General features: G+C 65.4%; 16 protein-coding genes, 1 tRNA gene and 1 pseudogene. 12 read left to right on the top strand and 6 right to left on the bottom strand.

Going from position 1 to position 17,138, the window contains the following annotated elements:
• Nucleotides 1-843 precede the first annotated feature (843 nt).
• A complete protein-coding gene (locus E1286_RS09090; protein WP_223189734.1) occupies nt 844-1,617 on the top strand; it encodes an NAD(P)H-binding protein in 774 nt (257 codons plus the stop codon).
• 565 nt (nt 1,618-2,182) lie between these two features.
• Nucleotides 2,183-2,671 carry a hypothetical protein gene (locus E1286_RS09095; protein ID WP_132610659.1) on the top strand — a complete coding sequence of 163 codons (489 nt, stop codon included), beginning with the start codon at nt 2,183-2,185 and terminating at the stop codon, nt 2,669-2,671.
• A gap of 273 nt (nt 2,672-2,944) precedes the next feature.
• Here E1286_RS09095 and E1286_RS09100 read toward each other — a convergent pair whose 3' ends face one another.
• From E1286_RS09100 to E1286_RS09110, 3 genes are all read right to left on the bottom strand, one after another.
• Complete coding sequence (locus E1286_RS09100; protein ID WP_132610661.1) at nt 2,945-3,541, bottom strand: Imm21 family immunity protein; 597 nt, start codon at nt 3,539-3,541, stop codon at nt 2,945-2,947.
• 407 nt (nt 3,542-3,948) lie between these two features.
• Nucleotides 3,949-4,773, bottom strand: a complete 825-nt coding sequence (locus tag E1286_RS09105) for an inositol monophosphatase family protein (protein WP_132610663.1) — start codon at nt 4,771-4,773, stop codon at nt 3,949-3,951.
• Nucleotides 4,770-5,639, bottom strand: a complete 870-nt coding sequence (locus tag E1286_RS09110; protein WP_132610665.1) for a DUF5919 domain-containing protein — start codon at nt 5,637-5,639, stop codon at nt 4,770-4,772. The genes E1286_RS09105 and E1286_RS09110 overlap by 4 nt, the downstream gene beginning before the upstream one ends.
• Nucleotides 5,640-6,432: 793 nt before the next feature.
• On the opposite strand from E1286_RS09110, the pseudogene E1286_RS50015 reads away from it, so the two are divergent.
• Together E1286_RS50015 and E1286_RS50020 are read left to right on the top strand one after the other, a co-directional pair.
• Nucleotides 6,433-6,639, top strand: a pseudogene (locus tag E1286_RS50015) (GntR family transcriptional regulator); the annotation flags it as partial.
• Nucleotides 6,640-6,714: 75 nt separating this feature from the next.
• On the top strand, nt 6,715-7,164 hold the full coding sequence (locus tag E1286_RS50020) for a UTRA domain-containing protein (protein ID WP_246074621.1): 450 nt from the start codon (nt 6,715-6,717) through the stop codon (nt 7,162-7,164).
• 142 nt (nt 7,165-7,306) lie between these two features.
• Here E1286_RS50020 and E1286_RS09120 read toward each other — a convergent pair whose 3' ends face one another.
• Entirely contained in the window at nt 7,307-7,648 is a 342-nt protein-coding gene (locus tag E1286_RS09120) for a DUF5713 family protein (protein ID WP_132610669.1), read from the bottom strand.
• Between the two features lie 602 nt (nt 7,649-8,250).
• On the opposite strand from E1286_RS09120, the gene E1286_RS09125 reads away from it, so the two are divergent.
• The 5 genes from E1286_RS09125 (at nt 8,251) to E1286_RS48800 (ending at nt 13,455) form a co-directional block, all read left to right on the top strand.
• Entirely contained in the window at nt 8,251-8,667 is a 417-nt protein-coding gene (locus E1286_RS09125; RefSeq protein ID WP_132610671.1) for a plasmid replication, integration and excision activator, read from the top strand.
• 123 nt (nt 8,668-8,790) lie between these two features.
• Nucleotides 8,791-10,200, top strand: a complete 1,410-nt coding sequence (locus tag E1286_RS09130) for an FtsK/SpoIIIE domain-containing protein (RefSeq protein WP_132610673.1) — start codon at nt 8,791-8,793, stop codon at nt 10,198-10,200.
• A 178-nt stretch (nt 10,201-10,378) separates the two neighbouring features.
• Nucleotides 10,379-11,914, top strand: coding sequence for a replication initiator (locus E1286_RS09135; protein WP_132610735.1), 1,536 nt, complete (start codon nt 10,379-10,381; stop codon nt 11,912-11,914).
• 12 nt (nt 11,915-11,926) lie between these two features.
• Nucleotides 11,927-12,133 carry a helix-turn-helix domain-containing protein gene (locus E1286_RS09140; RefSeq protein ID WP_246074613.1) on the top strand — a complete coding sequence of 69 codons (207 nt, stop codon included), beginning with the start codon at nt 11,927-11,929 and terminating at the stop codon, nt 12,131-12,133.
• The gene (locus E1286_RS48800; protein ID WP_187368142.1) at nt 12,133-13,455 is read left to right on the top strand and encodes a tyrosine-type recombinase/integrase; all 1,323 of its coding nucleotides are present in this window, start codon (nt 12,133-12,135) and stop codon (nt 13,453-13,455) included. Before E1286_RS09140 ends, E1286_RS48800 begins: the two co-directional genes overlap by 1 nt.
• 116 nt (nt 13,456-13,571) lie before the next feature.
• Here E1286_RS48800 and E1286_RS09155 read toward each other — a convergent pair.
• A tRNA-Gly gene (locus tag E1286_RS09155) sits at nt 13,572-13,642 on the bottom strand.
• 100 nt (nt 13,643-13,742) lie between these two features.
• Between E1286_RS09155 and dcd the strand changes: the two genes are divergently transcribed.
• The 3 genes from dcd (at nt 13,743) to E1286_RS09170 (ending at nt 16,192) form a co-directional block, all read left to right on the top strand.
• The gene (dcd, locus tag E1286_RS09160; protein WP_132610739.1) at nt 13,743-14,318 is read left to right on the top strand and encodes a dCTP deaminase; all 576 of its coding nucleotides are present in this window, start codon (nt 13,743-13,745) and stop codon (nt 14,316-14,318) included.
• A gap of 247 nt (nt 14,319-14,565) precedes the next feature.
• Nucleotides 14,566-15,183: a DUF47 domain-containing protein gene (locus E1286_RS09165; protein WP_090770239.1), complete on the top strand. Its 618-nt coding sequence runs from the start codon at nt 14,566-14,568 to the stop codon at nt 15,181-15,183.
• Nucleotides 15,184-15,187: 4 nt separating this feature from the next.
• The gene (locus tag E1286_RS09170; protein ID WP_132610677.1) at nt 15,188-16,192 is read left to right on the top strand and encodes an inorganic phosphate transporter; all 1,005 of its coding nucleotides are present in this window, start codon (nt 15,188-15,190) and stop codon (nt 16,190-16,192) included.
• 1 nt (nt 16,193) lies between these two features.
• On the opposite strand, the gene mshD is transcribed toward E1286_RS09170, so the two are convergent.
• Nucleotides 16,194-17,075 (bottom strand): mycothiol synthase, encoded by an 882-nt coding sequence (mshD, locus tag E1286_RS09175; protein WP_132610679.1) that lies wholly within the window; start codon nt 17,073-17,075, stop codon nt 16,194-16,196.
• Nucleotides 17,076-17,138: the final 63 nt, after the last annotated feature.

Genomic DNA, 17,138 nt, shown 5'->3' on the forward strand with positions numbered 1-17,138 from the left:
GGCGACCCTCGGCCAGCCAGTAGGTGAGGCGCACCGAGTGGTGTGTTATATCAAACGCAACTCCCACAACCCGTCACCCAAGTCGCGGGCATGACCGTACGGCATCCGGTCGCCGCATTCAGCGAGCCGTTCGACAGCGGCGTGATCCCGGTCGGACAGAGTGTCCAGCCAAGCGGCGGGCTGAGTGCGGCAGCGTGCCGGTGGTCGGTGCGGCGTGCTGTCCAGCTCGCGGGCGTCGCTCACCTGATTGTCGGAACCATTGACTTGGGCGCCGACCTCTTCGGCTGCCGAGTAGCAGTCCGAGGAACGGCGAATCGATGACTCCCAATGCCTGAGCAGAAGCGCGACCTGCGATGGTGGCACCGTACGGTGAGGGTGTCACGCGGGGGCTCGGGTCATCCCCCGACAAGCACAAGAGCCCCGCGAAGCCGACCCGGAGGGGCGGCGAGCAGGGCTCTCCGAGAGCGGGTGACGGGAATCGAACCCGCGCTGTCAGCTTGGGAACTACATCGAGTACGCCAGCCAGGGCGGCTGAGCCGGGCGTCGGGCCGGTCGTGAGTGACCGTGGTTGACCCTTCGTCACCCTGGGCAATGGCCCGCTAATGGCCCACGATCAGGACCCTGAACTGCTCTTCTCGACAGACTCGGCGACAATGGTACGGAGCTGAGGGCAGTCTGCGAGGGCGTCGCCCTCTGTGAAGCGGCGGCCAACTGCACGGCCGGCTTCTCGCGGGCTCCTGAGCTGAGCACCCCTGGCCTAGCCGAGGCTGGCCGGAAATGAGTGGCGCAGCGTCACTCGGCGGGAGTTCACTGGTGCGACTGTTCACAAAAGGAGTCTTTTCAGTGATCGCAATTTCAGCCGCTTCCGGTGCACTCGGCCGCCTCGTCATCAGCAATCTGCGTACCCGGGCGGAGGTGGTGGCCGTGGTGCGTGATCCCGAACGGGCTCCCGAAGGCGTTCCAGTACGGCGCGGTGACTACGACGACCCGGCAAGTCTGCGTGAGGCCTTCGACGGGGCCGGCCGTCTCCTTCTGATCTCCTCCCCGGAACTGGATTCCGCCCGCAGGATCAGGCAGCACCTGGCCGCCGTGACCGCCGCCAAGGACGTCGGCGTCGGTGCCATCGTCTTCACCAGCTTCCTGGGAGCCGATACCGTCGCCACCGGCATGACTGAGGCCTATCACGCCACCGAACAGGCCATCCTTGACAGCGGTCTGCCGTACACGCTGTTGCGTCATCCCTTTTACAGCGACGCGTTCGTCCCGCAGGTCTCCGGCGGAGAAACCACCAGCAGCACCGGGGGCCGCAGCCTGAACACGGCGTTCCGGTCGGACTTGGCCGAGGCGGCAGCGAACGTGCTGACGGGTGAGGGACATTTGGGCAAGGCGTACGACTTCACTGGGCCCCTGTGGAGCTATCCCGAGGTGGCCGAGGCACTGGGAGTGACCTACCGCGAGGTGCCGGACGCCGGACCGGGCCCCATGAGCTGGATCTCTGCCCAGGTACGCGCAGGCGCGCTGGAGCAGCAGACCCCTGATTTGGAGCGAGTGCTCGGAAGACCCGCCGAGACGGTCATCTCTCATGTCCTGGGCCGTCATTCGCCGCAGATTCTCTAACGAGGAGGGCTCCGACTCCGTGTGACCGACCTGTGCGTGGACCCGAGCCCGGCAAGATCAAATCCCAGGTACCGAATCCACCGGCCTACCTGGGCTTTCACCATGAGAGCGGGTGACGGGAATCGAACCCGCGCTGTCAGCTTGGGAACTGCATCGATAACGGCCGGATGAGGCGCTGAGCTGGGCGACGAGTCGGTCCTGAGTGACCGTGGTTGCCCCCTCGTCACCCCTCTTAATGGCCCGCTAATGGCCCGGCGATCAACCCGCGACCTGGTGTTTCTCACGCGACGCGCGCATCTCGTCCGTCTGAGATCATCCCGTCTGCCCTCGACCCACCCGAAGTGGAAGCGTGCCAAGGCCTCGGGTAAGAGATGATCGTGCTGTGGGCTTCGGGACATACGCCAGACGCGTTCGCGACCGTGATCTTCCTTACGGAGGGCGCTTCCGCGCACTGAGGTGCGCAGTCAGCTGTTACCACCCGATCGGCTTCAACGCGACCTGGTCATACCTGACCACGGCAGGAAACCTTCGACGCGATGAGTTGGCTCTGATCCGGGCGCTGGACATGCTGGAACTCAGCCGGAACGCCTGGCTCGCGGAGATCGACGCCTTCGCCGACCGGCGCCGCCTCGAAAAGCGAAAGCATCGCCGTAGTCCGATGGCGTTGGAGGTGCGATACCTGCATGGATGGAGATGGCCTGGGCCAGAAGGTCATCGGGTGATGGTCCGAGAGATTGGGGTCCTGTGGGCGCAGCATGTACCCGTCCCATTCCCTGACGTACCGAGCTCAGAGAGGGACGACCTCGTCGAACTGAACGCCGCTCTTGCCGACTGCGTATCGGCCTACCTGCGCAACAACGGCACGGCCGGCTCAGGACATAAGGCCACTCTCCTCAGGTGCCTGCGCAAACTCCGCAGGCATCTGGAGCGCCACCTGGGCTACCCATCCCCCTTCCACGACGCTTATGACTACCATCGCCGCCTGCTCAAGGTGACGGAACTGCTAGTCAACGATGCGTTCCCGTTCACCGCTGACACGCAGGACAAGGGCTAGCTTCAGGACTGCGCTCAGGCTACGACAATCGAGGCCAGGGTCGGGATTAATGTCCCTACCTGCGCCTCACCAGTTGGAGCGGGTGACGGGAATCGAACCCGCGCTGTCAGCTTGGGAACTGCATCGATCACGGCCTGATAGGGCGCTGAGCTGGGCAGAGAGCCGGTCCTGAGTGACCATGGTTGACCCCTCGTTACCCCTCTTAATGGCCCGCTAATGGCCCGGCGATCAGCCTGCGACCTGGTGTTTCTCGCGCAAGGCGCGCCAGGGACCTTACTCAGCCACTGATGGGCTCGCGATGGTAGGCACGCCCTCGGCGATCATCCCAGAGTTGGAGCGCCGGGTTGCCGGCTGGAGTTGGACGAGGATCATCCAGTTGTCCTCGTCCTTCGTGTAGGTCGCTCGAACCCTGTACTGGCCAGACTCGAGATCAATAATGAGTCGGTCGTCAGGCTCCAGCTCAGCACCGGGGATGGCGGAGTCGAAGAGCACAACTGACTCCCGTACCTCCCAATTCAGGTCTTCGTCATCGTCCCATTCCGGCCCTGCCGCCAGAGCTCGCTTGGCTGCCGTTACCAGCTCGGCTTCGGAGTATGCGGCGGCCCAGCGCAGGAAGAGGCGTTCGGTCGGCAGATAGGTGGTCATGGCGGGTTCGTCGCCGAGAACAAGGGCCTGCTGTGCACCAACGGTGACGGTACCGATGTAGCCCTCAACGGCACAGGCGCGGCCGTAGTCTCCCCAGGTCTCAACGGGACCATCGTTGTCGTCCACACCCGCCCACGTATTTAGCTCGGACTGGGGAACGGCGATTAGTGGACCTCCTGCGGTGCTGACCCAGGTATGCAGCACTGATGACCCCTTTCGATGCATGATCGTTGTCGTTGGGGCACAGAGTATGGGCAGCAGCCAAATCCCGAAAGGGCGCACAGACGATCCGCTGTCTACCTATGACCGAGTCAGCGGCCACATGCCTGGCTTCGCGACCTGAGGACACCGCTATCCGGTGAGCCGGTGCTGAGGAACGAAGCACCGGATCGTCGATCGCCCCCAGCCACTACCTGAGGCCGGCCCACACGTGGCGATCGTAGGGCTGCATTCGTGCGGCGGCGTGACGCTGGGGTCGGTGAGCTTGCTCAGTACGGCGGGCGCCACGGTCGGCGTGGCGGCCCGTGCTGCTGCCGCCCGGGACCGGCCCCCAGGCCGCATGCCCGGGCGGCGGGCAAGCGACGGGCCGCTGTACGGCGGCGCGGCGCGCCGCCGCTTGATACTTACAAGAGCTATTCGGCAACTTCCCGGTCGAACACCATGACCTTGCGGGCCTCGGCAATAAGTTCCACGAGATCGGCTATGAGCTTGGGGCTTGCTGCGATGGTCGCGTGCGCGGTCATGCTGTGCGGGCTGCCGTCGAGATCGACCACCGTCGCTCCGGCTTCTCGGGCGATGATGACTCCGGCTGCGGTGTCCCAGGGGTTGTTGCTGAGCATGATGTTCGCGTCGACCCTGCCGTCCGCAACCCATGCGAGATCGATCGCGGCCGAGCCGAACATCCGGATGCGCTGCACCCGAGCGGCGAGCTCTTCGGTCAGGGCAAGCCGCGGTCGGTTGCGCTCGTCAGCGTTCTCCCCCACGGCGTAGTCGCCGATCGCCACGATCGCGGTCTGCAGCTCGCGGGCATCGCTTACCCGGATTTCTGAGCCGTTGACGACAGCGCCGGCACCTTCGGCCGCCGCGTAGCGGAGGTTGAGGAAGGGCAGGTCGATCACTCCGAGTGTGGGCGTGTCCTTGTCGAGCAGACCCAGAGAGACGCCGCAGAGCGGGATGCCGTGCAGGAAGTTGGCTGTTCCGTCCACGGGGTCCAGCGCCCACATCAGGCCGTCGCCCAGGTGGCTGACGCCTTCTTCCTCGCCCAGAAATCCAATCTCAGGACTCTCGCGGGACAGGAACTCCCGCACGGCATGCTCAACGGCGTAGTCCACCTCTGTCGCCATGTCCCGGTCACCCTTGGCCGTGACGACGCCGGGAGCCTTGGTACGGATGATCTCGCTGGCGATCGACACGGCGCGCTCAGCGATCGGGAGAAGAGTCCGGGCGTCGATGGTCATACAGGTTTGCTCCGCTCCCACATATCCCTGAACACCTGGTCGAAGACGGGGAACAACCCCTCTGCGGCGGTGTTGTCCGTGATCACAAAGGTAGGTGAATCGACCCCACGTGCCTGCGGCAGGTACGGCTGGACCACGCACAACGCCCGGTCCACGAAGAGCAAGTTGAACCGGATCGTCTCGTCGTAGACGTGGAGTTCAAGGCGCTGAGCCGATGTGGTGTCGAGCCGATCGCGCAACCTGGTCAGGATGCTGATGTTGAGCACTGTGAGGGTCGTCAGAGTGCTGTCGGTGTAGCCCTCTTCCGCTTCGCGGGCGCGGATCGCCTGGCCCTTCGGGTCGAGGAAGAGGCAGCGGATGCGCGTGCCGGAGTCGAGCAGACGCTTGAGCTGGTGGTCGGGGTAGCTCTGGCACAGGATGTTGAGCGAGAGGCCTGCCGCGTTGATCTCCTTCGCGTCGTCGAACATCGACGAGGCCGGGTAAGCAGAGGAGAAGGCCGAGCGGCTACTGAAGACGGCAGTCACGTCAGCCATCTGTGGCAGGGCACAGGCGGCCGCGGGGCCGGCGCTTCTGGCTGGCTCCGGATCTGATCTCTGCGTGGGGATCTCGACGGCGGTCGCGGCGAACAGGTCATGCGCCGACCTGCCCGGGAACATTGCCTCCAAGACACGGCAGTGGCCCGAGTACGGCAAGCCCTTGAGCTCCCCGTTCAGCCATCGGTGGAGCTGCGCTCGACTCGGCCAACCGCCCTGCAACGACGGGTCCACCTTCTTAGCGGCTTTGTCGTACTCCTTACAGAACGTGCTGTAGGTCTGCCAGTGGCGTTGTGTCAGGAGGGCCTTCAACAGAATCGGCTGGTCAGTCATGATCCGCGCCTCGGGCTGGGGTGCCATATAGGGCCCAGGTTAGCGACAGAGACGGGCTCGGACGAGACCAAGAGGAGACGAAAAGAGACGAGCCGATCACAGAAGGTACTCGGGAGCGATCGAGACGTGACAGTTCCTCGGGCAATTCTCGTCGCATGACTGCGCCGTGTAACTCCTGCTCGGGGAAAGGCTGGAAATACATCAGCCTCCGCCGGGCCGTGGTGGTAGCCGAGAACAACTCAGGCGATGCCGCTCCCGATGACCGACACCGCGATGACTGCTGGCGGTGCAACGGGACCGGTCGGGCGGGTGCGCTGTGAACATTTACGTCGGCTGTTTCGCACCTCACGTCAGTCCGCCTCGGCCGGACCACATGCGTCTGCTCTGGCGGGAGGTGGCCCGTGAGCAGGGTCCACCGCGCGTGATCGAGTACACCTGCGAGTGCGAGGACACGGTTTACGAACGGTGTCGCGAGGGTGGCCTTGCCTACATCCGTCGGACTACGCGTCTCGATGGGGTGGTGCAGCAGGTTGACGAGACTTATCGCTGGCAGCCCAAGAAGGCGCAAGACGTCTGGATTGCTCTCCTCAACGGTGAGGCTCGATAGGCGGGCGCGGCGGTCGGCGAATACAGGGGTGCCGTTCGGTCGCGTCTTGGTGCTGGTGGAGGAGCTGTCTGTTGCGCAGTCAGATGGTTCCTCCACCAGCTCGTACGTTTCCCCTCGCTGAGGGGGAAGACAGGATGCCCAACTCGAACTAGTCTTTACGACAAGTCGAGTTGTTGGATGGTCGTCATGTCCTCTGAAGAGTTCGCGCCACCGAAGTACGCCCAGATCGTGCAGGCGATCAGGCAGAAGATCGCGGACGGGACCTATCCTCCCAATTCCCTGCTGCCCTCTGAGACTCAGCTTGTTCGAGAGTTCGGGGTAAGCCGTCCCACAGTCGTTCGGGCGCTTCAAGTCCTCCAGCTCCGCGGAATTATCGAGCGGGAGCATGGCAAGGGATCCTTTGTGAAGGCGCCCCCACCCGGCTCGGCAGAACAGAGCGCTCGGCCTGGACGGGCTGTCCTAGACCGCGTGGAAGCCGAGGAGAACTGCTCAGTTATTGACGCTGGGCCTCTGGCGGTGCCCGCCCCGATTGCGAAGCTACTCGACATACCGGAGGGGTCTCCGGTGGTACGGCGCCGCGTCCTGTTCCGCGACGATGAGCGGCCAACCGATCTGTTCATGGTCTGGTGCCCTGCGCATCGGGCTGAGGGCACGCAGCTCGGCGAGGTGCGGCCGCTAACCGCTGGTATCAGGCAGCATCTTCGTGCGAGCAAGGGCCTCAAGCTTCAACATGTCGTCGAACGTCTGAGTGCCAGGCACCCTTCAGCTGACGAGGCCAAGCTCATGGACATCAGCAAGACCACGCCAGTCCTTGGGGTGCTGGCAAGCGTGTTCAACGGCGGAGGGCGACCTGTGCTCGTTGTGGACTTGGTGCTGCCCGGCGAGCTTCACGAGCTAGAGGACTCTTATTCGCTCTAGAACAGCGTCGTCCCATATGTGGCAGTCGTGGTCGGCGCTGCTGCAACGGCGCTCGACCTCGGCTGTGGGGCCTGGAGGTGCGCGCCGACCTGCGGACCCTCGGCGTCCGCTCCTGAATCCGCCCTGGCCGGAGGCTGGCGCGTCACCAATCGCGGGTCGCGATCAACTCTTCTACGTCCGCGTCCGCGAACCCGTAGGCCGTCGCCACAAAGCAGAAGTCCTCGGCGATCACCTCGCGAGCCACGGTCTCGATCTCGCTGTCGGCCGCCTCGAATTCGGCCTCCAGCTCGTTGAACTCCTCCGTCGCCGCATGGGTAAGGGCGTACAGCGCCGCGAGATCCGATGGCCCATCGGCCTCGATGCGCTCGCACAGCCGCAGGAGGATCTCCCTGCCCTTGTCAACGACATGGTCGGGGTAGTAGCCGTCCTGATACATGCCCTTGAGAAAGGTGTGGCCGGCTATCTGCTGGTTGGTGGGCGGCATCCTGATCTCCTGTCTCGCCGTGATTTGGTGTGATTCGGTGTGCTGATACTGCACCAAACCTCCGACAACGAGGGCTTGCTCATCGATCCGACGAACGATGGCGGCGTGGAGTGCGCAGGCCGAATGGCCACGCGGTTGCCGAACACCTATCTAACGGTCCAACACAGGGCATCCCCGATAGTGGCCCATTAGACTCACCAAAAGCCCATTTCGGCGGCGCTCCTTTTCCGAGCGCACGGTCCGAGACGGGGCGATTCTTCGCCTCACGGCTTTCTCCTCCCGCGTGGGTCAACTTATACATGGCAAGTTGCCAATTGCGTGCTTCGTTCTTGGCGACTTCGATACATCGCCCACCTGGCCCGCCTGGCGGTGGCCCCAAGGCTCGTCGCGTCTGACTCGCTTCTCACCCGTGAGGTTGGTCATCGTTTCAACCGATACATCCTCAATGCCGCAATGGCTAATGGATGTATTTGTCGCGACCCCGAAAAAGATCTTGAAGAATTCCCGCTAACTCGTGTTGTCGAGTCCCTGATCTGCGGGTACCTTCATGACAACTCGACAAGACGAGTTGGCGACAAGACAACTAGCTAGGAGCAAGCCTCATGGCACTGCAAGGTCCCATCCCCGTCACGTTCGACATGGTCTTCCCGCACGGCTGCTACATCGTGGGCGAGGTCGAGCCCGTCAAGGACTTCGACGCTTCGACCAACGGGCGCTTCGTCCAGACCCGCGACAAGCAGAGCGGAGAGCTTGTTTGGCAGGTCAGCGTCATGGACGCCGACCCCACTCTCAAGGCGGCTCAGAAGACCGTCTCCGTCAAGCTGCTCAGCCCGACTCAGCCGGTTCCTCCGGCTCCGATGGCCGGGCTGCCGTTCACACCCGTCGAGTTCGACCAGATGACCGCCACGCCGTACGTCAACCAGGCCGGGAGGCTGGCGTACTCGATCAAGGTTCGCGAGATGCGCGCTCCTCGCCCGACCGGTAAGGCCGCCACGCCCGCTGCCAAGGACGCGGCGTGATGGGACGGCTCAAGGCCCGCAACGAGGCGGCCTGACACTCAGCGGGGCCGCAGGAAGCGGCAACTTCCGGCGGCCCCTCGGTCTTCCACATACACGCGACATGCTTGGAAGGACTTCACCCTAATGTTCAAGAGGATGCCCGGCGACGAGCCGCACCGCATCGTCTCCACCACCCCCGATACGGCGGTGGTCTTCAAACCGGCCGTGGTGCAGACCCCGGCCATCATCACTCTGGTCCTCTTCCTCGTCCGGTTCGTAGCCGGTCTTTTCCGTCTGGTCTGGCGGCATCCAGTCGCGCTGGCGGCAATCACCCTTCCGGCTGGGCTCTGCCTCGTGTACGGCTGGCGCGCCGCGCTGCTGCTCGTCGTTCCGGCTCTCGTGGCCATGGGCGCCTGGGCGATGCTCGACAGGCCGACGTTCAAGCGGTGGATCGGCTGGCGGCTGCTCGCCTTCGCCCGCTGGTTCTGGATCTACCGGCGGCACTGGCAACCGGTCATGGCCGTCGCCGGTCTCGCTCGGCACATACGCGGACGGGAGTACATTCCGCGGCTGGTCAGGGTCACCTCCGACTCCTGGGCCGACAGGCTCACCGTTCGCATGCTCGACGGCCAGGCGGTCAAGGACTGGTCCGACCGGATCGAAAACCTGTCGCATGGCTTCGGGTCGGAGTCGTGCCGCGTCTCGGTCGCCAAGGCCGGTCACCTCGTGCTGACCTTCCCACGTCACGATCCACTGGCTACGCCGACAGCAGCGCTTCCAGTCCCGGATACGCCGACTGTCGGGCCGGTCGAGATCGGTAGGCAAGAGGACGGCTCACCGTGGCTCCTCCGGCTGCACGGGACTCATGTCCTCGTCGCCGGTGCTACTGGAGCGGGCAAGGGCTCGATCATCTGGTCAGCGATTCGCGGTCTGATGCCTGCGATGCGTGCCGGCCTGGTCGAGGTCTGGGCGCTCGACCCGAAGCTGATGGAGCTGTCGTACGGCAGGGCTCTCTTCGGCGGTCGGTACGCGGCCGATCCCGCTGAGTGCGCTGACCTGCTCGATGAGGCCGTGAGCGTCATGCACAAGAGGGCGGCTCGCTTCGCCGGGGTTCAGCGGTCGCACACACCCACCCTCGATGATCCCTTCGTCCTGGTCGTGGTCGACGAGGTGGCGTTCCTGACCGCCTACCAGTCCGACAGGCAGCTCAGGCAACGCATCTCGGCTGCCCTGGCCACGCTGACCACTCAAGGGCGCGCGGTCGGCGTCGGCGTCCTGGCGGCACTCCAGGACCCTCGCAAGGAGGTCATGAACATTCGCAACCTCTTCCCGGACAAGATCGCTCTACGGCTGGACGAGTCGGAGCAGGTGGACATGGTGCTCGGTGACGGGGCACGAGATCGCGGCGCGCTGGCCGACCGCATCTCTCCTCGTCCTGAGCGTGGCGCTGGCGTCGGATACGTGCGGCTGGAGAGCAGCCCCGATCCGATCCGTGTCCGCGCCGCGTACGTCTCCGACGACGACATCCGCGCGATGGTCGGTGAGGTCCGATGACGCTGGCTTACTTCCTCGACGGCCTCCGCTGCGCTTCGTGCGGCGCGCTGAACGTCCTGTGGCTCGACACGGTGCGTGGCCTGGTCGAGTGCTCTGAGTGCGGACAGACCGCGCTCACGTTTCCCGAGGTCGGAGAGGAGGTCCGTTGACCGACCGCAAGACTCCGCGCGCTGTCCGCATGGCCCAGCCGCTCGCCCGCGACGTGGCCAAGGAGATCGCCAAGCTTCACGGCGTCTGCATCCGGCCCGTGGCACTCAGGCGGCTCGACATGACGACCGGCAAGTCGGAGGTCGTCGATGTCCCGTGCGGCTCACCGCTGGAGAGCAAGTGTCCTCCGTGCGCCAAGCGCAACCGGCAACTCCGCATGGCACAGTGCCGCGAGGGCTGGCACCTCGACGAGGAGCCGATCATCACACCGGACGAACCGACCGACGGGCAGCGCTGGCTCGTCGAGTTCCGCGCCGACATGCAGGCCAAGTGTGATGAGGAGGCAAAGGCCGGCGGCGACACCTCGGACCTGGACGCCGTGCTCACCGGGCTCGACATCGAGATCAACGAGGCCGGGATGCGCGGGAACGTGGTGGGCCGCACGGGCTCCAAGCGGGTCCGCTCGACCAAGCGCCGCCAGGACGCGCCCGACCTACCCAAGCGGAAGATGTCGAGCACGACCCTGGGCCGGACCTTCGAGGCGGCGGACGGCAGGACCTACCGGCCTTCTCTGTTCGTCACCCTCACCCTGCCGAGCTACGGCAAGGTCATGAACGGCGTGCCCGTCGATCCGGACACGTACGGCTACGTTCGGGCAGCCCGTGACGCGCTGCACTTCTCCAAGCTCGTGGACCGGTTCGTGCAGAACCTTCGCCGCGTCGCTGGCTATGACGTGCAGTACTTCGCCACTGTGGAGCCTCAGAAGCGGCTCGCTCCGCATCTTCACATGGCCATCCGGGGCACCCTGCCGCGCGCCGAGATGAAGCAGATTGCGGCGGCGACCTATCACCAGGTCTGGTGGCCTCAGGCGGATGAAGCCCGCTTCGAGGGTGACCACCTGCCCGTCTGGAACGACGGCATCGGCTACGCGGACCCTGCCACGGGCGAGATCCTGCCCACGTGGGACGAAGCTCTCGACGAGCTCGGCGACGAGCCCATGCACGTGATCCGCTTCGGCGATCAGGTGGACGTCAAGGGCGTGCTCGCCGGATCGCCGGACGCCGACCAGTGCATCCGGTACCTGTCCAAGTACCTGACGAAGAGCCTCGGCGAGACCCTGGACGGTCAGGCTCAGCGGGAGCACGCGGCCCGCTTCGTCGATGCCCTGCGTTACGAGCCGTGCTCGCCGACCTGCCCGAACTGGCTGCGGTACGGCGTGCAGCCCAAGAACGCCAAGCACGGCATGATGCCCGGCCGGTGCAGGTCCAAGGCTCACAAGCCCGAACACCTCGGCTACGCCGGTCGCCGGGTCCTCGTCTCCCGCAAGTGGAGCAACAAGACGCTCGCCGAACACAAGCAGGACCGCCGTACCTGGGTCCTGGAAGCTCTCGGCCAGCCCGACGAGCGCCCCGACCCGCACCGCTACGTCTGGCAACCGGTCAGACCGGGCGATCCCGATCTCGCACCGATCGGCGTCCGGCTCCTTCGATCCATCGCCGAACGCCAGCGATGGCGAGCCCACCTGAGACAGCTCGAAGAACTTTCGGCAAATCCGCAGGCAGCCTGAGAGGAGGAGATCTTGGACCAACTGTTCACCGTCCCGGAAGCGGCCGAACTGCTGCACACCTCGGTTCGCTTCGTCCGCCGACTGATCGCCGAACGCCGGATCGAGTTCGTGAAGGTCGGGCGGCACGTCCGCATCCGTGAGTCCGCGCTGGTCGCCTTCGTCGTCGCAGGCACCGTCGCTCCCATGACGACCTTCGACGCATCCGGGAGGGCCGCCTGATGGCGAACAAGGGCAACCACCGCCGTTTCGGCAACATCCGCAAGCGCGAGTCCGGCCGCTACCAGATCCGCTATCCCGGACCGGACGGCCGGATGCGGACCGGCACCGAGACCTACGAACGCAAGTCCGATGCTGAGCGGGCGCTGTCGTTGATCGAGGCGCAGATCATCAAGGGCGAATGGAACGATCCAGAACGCGGCAAGGTCAAACTGAGCGACTACGCCGAAACCTGGATCGCCCAGCGCCCTGGCCTGCGACCCCGGACCGTCGATCTCTATCGCTGGTTGCTCAAGAAGCACATCGCCCCCTATCTCGGCCACGTTCAGATAGCCAAGATCAGCACATCAACCGTTCGGCAGTGGCGGGCCGATCTGCTCGGCAACGGCGTATCGGTGAGCATGACGGCCAAGGCGTACCGGCTGCTGAGGGCCGTACTCATGACCGCCGCCGAGGATGACCGCATCATCCCGCACAACCCGTGCCGGATCCGTGGGGCCGGCGACGAGCACGCGGAAGAGCGTCCGGTGCTCGCCGTCTCCCAGGTGTTCGAGCTGGCCGACCGGGTGGGGCTGCGTCCGATCGGCAATGTCCGCAAGGTCAAGGACGGCGCGTACCGGCTGCGCTTCCGACGACACGGCGAGATGCGGACGCATCCGGAGAGCTTTCTCACGCGGGCGGAGGCCGACCGGGCGCTGTGGAAGATGGGCATGGAGGGTAAGGCCGACTCCACTCAAGATCGGCGGTTCCGCGCGATGGTGCTTCTGGCCACCTTCGCCAGCCTGCGTTGGGGTGAGGTCAGCGCGCTACGCCGGATGGACGTCGATCTCAAGGCGCGCACGGTCCGTGTCCGGGTCGCCTTCGTCGAACGCTCTGCGGGTGGGCTGGTGCTGGGACCACCCAAGTCGAAGGCCGGACGCCGGACGGTCGGCATCCCGCAGAGCATCGTCCCCATCCTCAAAGAGCACATGGACACCTACGTCCGAGACGAGCCGGGCGCGCTGATGTTCCCGGGAGCCAAGGGCGGACCACTTCGCCGGAGTGGCTTCAACAGCCGTACACGCTGGGTGGACGTGGTCACCGAGATGGGCTTGTCCGGGCTTCATTTCCACGACCTGAGGCACACGGGCAACATGCTGGCCGCCGAGTCCGGCGCGGGCCTCAAGGACCTCATGGCGCGCATGGGACATGACAACGTCCGGGCGGCCATGATCTACCAGCACGCCGTGAGAGGAGCCGACGAAATGATCACTGACGCCATCGATCGGCAACTCGGCACGCGCGACGATGACGGCGACGCAGATGAACTGGTCCCGGCAGGGTGATCACGCGCTAATGGCCCGCTAATGGCCCGTTAATGGCCCGTGAAGATCGAACAGGCCCCGACAAGATCAAAGCCCAGGTACCGAATCCATCGGTCTACCTGGGCTTTCGTGCTGAGAGCGGGTGACGGGAATCGAACCCGCGCTGTCAGCTTGGGAAGCTGATGTTCTGCCATTGAACTACACCCGCGTGCGACTCGCGGTCGCCGTCCACCACTGTAGCGGAAACTTGGCGCTCTTCAGCAATCCCGGACCCGCAGAGTTTCCGGGCGGGCGGTAAGTTGCTCACCGTGCTGCTATCTGACCGTGACATCCTTGCTGAGATCGACGCCGGGCGGCTCTCGCTCGATCCGTTCGATTCCGAGATGATCCAGCCGTCCAGCATCGACGTCCGGCTCGACCGCTTCTTCAGGGTGTTCGAAAACCATCGTTACCCGCACATCGACCCAGCCGAGGAGCAGCCGGATCTGACGCGGATGGTCGAGCCCCAGGGGGATGAGCCGTTCATCCTGCATCCGGGGGAGTTCGTGCTGGCCTCCACGTACGAGGTCGTCTCGCTGCCGGACGATCTGGCCTCGCGGCTGGAGGGCAAGAGTTCGCTCGGCCGGCTGGGGTTGCTGACGCATTCGACGGCCGGGTTCATCGATCCGGGGTTCAGCGGGCATGTCACGCTGGAGTTGTCGAACGTGGCGACGCTGCCCATCAAGCTGTGGCCGGGAATGAAGATCGGGCAGCTGTGCGTGTTCAGGCTCAGTTCCCCCGCCGAGCATCCGTACGGGTCCAGCAAGTACGGTTCGCGCTATCAGGGGCAGCGCGGCCCCACCCCGTCGCGGTCGTACCGCAACTTCCACCGCACGAAGGTTTGAGATGAACATCAGGTGAACGTTCGAGGAACGTCGCGGTAACCAAGTCTCGTTTCCGTACTGCCAGCAACTCTTCTGAACGACGTCGAAGGCAGTCCGAGCTGCCAAAAAAGCCCCAAAAGTACGTACATCCTCGGTGTTGCACAACCTACGTCGGGTAGCCAGAAGGCGAACGGGATGTGAAGTTCGCATTTCGCCTGGTAGGCCATACCCTCTTCCACGGACCATCCCCGCACATCTGGAGAACGACGTGCGCCTGCGTCTCACGCCACGTGAGGACAGCTACTACGACCTGTTCGCCGACTCGGCGAACAACCTGGTCACGGCATCCCGCCTGCTGGTGGAGATCATCAGTGACGGCTCGGACAGGGAAGCCCTGGCCGAGAAGATGCGCGCCTGCGAGCACGCCGGCGACGAACGCACCCACGCCATCATGAACCGGCTCAACGAGAGCTTCATCACGCCGTTCGACCGCGAGGACATCTACCGCCTCGCCTCCAACCTCGACGACGTGATGGACGCGATGGAGGCCGCCTCCGACCTGATCGTGCTCTACCAGCTCGACCACCTGCCGAAGGACGTCGTCCGTCAGGTCGAGGTGCTCGAGCGGGCCGCCGAGCTCACCGCCGAGGCCATGCCACGGCTGCGTTCGATGAAGAACCTCAACGAGTACTGGATCGAGGTCAACCGCCTGGAGAACCAGGCCGACCAGGTCTACCGCAGGCTGCTGGCCAAGTTGTTCAGCGGCGAGTACGACGCACTCACGGTCATGAAGATGAAGGAGGTCGTCGACGCCCTCGAACAGGCGGCCGACGCCTTCGAGCACGTCGCCAACACCGTCGAGTCGATCGCGGTCAAGGAAAGCTAGGCCCGTGGACCTCACGCTCGCCCTCGTCATCGGTGTGGTCGTCATCGCGCTCGTCTTCGACTACACCAATGGCTTCCACGACGCGGCGAACGCCATCGCGACCTCCGTCTCGACCCGGGCACTGACGCCCAGGGCCGCGTTGTTCATGGCGGCGGCCATGAACTTCATCGGCGCTCACCTGGGCACACAGGTCGCCCAGACCGTCGGCAGCGGCATCATCGACGCGCCGAACGGCTCGCACGGCCTGGTGATCGTGGCCGCGGCGCTCATCGGCGCGATCGTCTGGAACCTGATCACGTGGTATTTCGGGTTGCCCTCCTCCTCCAGTCACGCGCTCATCGGTGGCCTGGTCGGCTCAGCGCTGGCCTCGGCCAGCGTCGTGCACTGGGACGGCGTTCTCGAGAAGGTCGTCATCCCGATGATCCTCTCGCCGCTGGTCGGGTTCTCCCTCGCGGCGTTGATCATGATCGCAATCTACTGGATCTTCCGCAACAGCCAGCCCGGCAAGACCAACCGCGGCTTCCGCTACACGCAGACGGTCTCGGCCGCCGCCATGGCGCTCGGGCACGGCCTGCAGGACGCCCAGAAGACGATGGGTGTCATCTTCCTGGCCCTCGTCGTCGGTGACTTCGCCGACCCGGGCGACCCCATCCCGCAGTGGGTCATCCTGGCCGCCGCCGCGGCGATTTCCCTCGGCACGTACGCGGGCGGCTGGCGCATCATGCGGACGCTGGGGCGGCGCATCATCGCCCTGGACCCGCCGCAGGGCTTCGCCGCGGAGTCGGCGGCGGCGACCGTGCTGTACGTGGCCGCCATCGGGTTCGGCGCTCCCATCTCGACCACGCACACGATCACCTCGGCGATCATGGGCGTGGGCGCCACCAAGCGGCTCAGCGCCGTGCGGTGGGGCGTGGCGGGCAACATCGTGACCGCGTGGATCCTCACCATCCCGGCCGCCGCCCTCGTCGCCGCGATCTCGTACTTCATCATGCACGCGATCATCGAATAGTTCAGCCGGTGGGGGCGTACATCACGTCGACGTCCCAGCGGGAGAAGCCGAGTGACTCGTACAGCCTGATGGCCGCCGTGTTGGCCTCGTCCACGTAGAGCATCGCCTGGGCGAGGCCGCGCGAGCGCAGGTGGGTCAGGCCGGCCAGGGTGAGGGCCCGGCCGAGACCGGTGCCCTGCTGGGAGGGGTCGACGCCGACGACGTACACCTCTCCCAGGGAGTCGTGGACCTTCGTCCAGTGGAAGCCGGCCGGCCGGTCGCCGCGGACAGCCAGGAAGAAGCCCTCGGGGTCGAACCACGGCTCTCGCTCGCGCCGCAGCAGGTCGTCCATCGTCCAGGCGCCCTGTTCCGGGTGGTGGGCGAAGGCGGCGGCGTTGACCTTGAGCCACGCCTCCTCGTCACGTCCCGGCACGAACGTGCGCAGCGAGACCTCCGGCGGCAGCGTGTAGTCCGGAAGGGGCGCGTCGAGCGGGCGGCGCATCTGCCACAGGCAGCGTACGCGCGCCAGCCCGAACGAGGCCGCCAGCGCTGCCGCGCCCGCGTGGTCGCCGTGAGCCCACAGGCGCGGGCGCCCGGCGGTGACGTCCATGACCTCGCGCAGCAGGCGCGTGCCGTGGCCGTGCCGGCGGTGGTCCGGGTGGACGACCAGCTCGACGCTCGCGCCCTCGTCGGCCGGATCGACGTGCGCGTAGCCCACGAGGTCGGCTCCGGCGTGCAGCAGCAGGGAGCGGGCCCCGGAGTCGCCGCCGTAGCGGACGTGGAGCATCGACTGCTCGTTGAGCGGGTGGACGCCGTCGGCTCGCGCCGCCGCCTCCACGAGGCCGAGCACCTCGGCGATCTCCTCGTCGTCCAGCCGGGCGGAGACTTTCACGCGCACGTTCACAGAACGCCACTCTAGGCGGACGACTGGCAAACACCGCCAGCAGGTATCCGGATAAATCGTTAC

This window comes from Nonomuraea terrae (genome assembly GCF_004348995.1).
Taxonomy (GTDB): domain Bacteria; phylum Actinomycetota; class Actinomycetes; order Streptosporangiales; family Streptosporangiaceae; genus Nonomuraea; species Nonomuraea terrae.

What these genes read in the sequence shown, in the direction of transcription:
- E1286_RS09095 (WP_132610659.1), top strand. Translation starts at nt 2,183, where the DNA reads ATGCTGGAACTCAGCCGGAACGCCTGGCTCGCGGAGATCGACGCCTTC.
- E1286_RS09100 (WP_132610661.1), bottom strand. Translation starts at nt 3,541, where the DNA reads ATGCATCGAAAGGGGTCATCAGTGCTGCATACCTGGGTCAGCACCGCA.
- E1286_RS09105 (WP_132610663.1), bottom strand. Translation starts at nt 4,773, where the DNA reads ATGACCATCGACGCCCGGACTCTTCTCCCGATCGCTGAGCGCGCCGTG.
- E1286_RS09110 (WP_132610665.1), bottom strand. Translation starts at nt 5,639, where the DNA reads ATGACTGACCAGCCGATTCTGTTGAAGGCCCTCCTGACACAACGCCAC.
- E1286_RS09120 (WP_132610669.1), bottom strand. Translation starts at nt 7,648, where the DNA reads ATGCCGCCCACCAACCAGCAGATAGCCGGCCACACCTTTCTCAAGGGC.
- E1286_RS09125 (WP_132610671.1), top strand. Translation starts at nt 8,251, where the DNA reads ATGGCACTGCAAGGTCCCATCCCCGTCACGTTCGACATGGTCTTCCCG.
- E1286_RS09130 (WP_132610673.1), top strand. Translation starts at nt 8,791, where the DNA reads ATGTTCAAGAGGATGCCCGGCGACGAGCCGCACCGCATCGTCTCCACC.
- E1286_RS09135 (WP_132610735.1), top strand. Translation starts at nt 10,379, where the DNA reads ATGGCCCAGCCGCTCGCCCGCGACGTGGCCAAGGAGATCGCCAAGCTT.
- E1286_RS48800 (WP_187368142.1), top strand. Translation starts at nt 12,133, where the DNA reads ATGGCGAACAAGGGCAACCACCGCCGTTTCGGCAACATCCGCAAGCGC.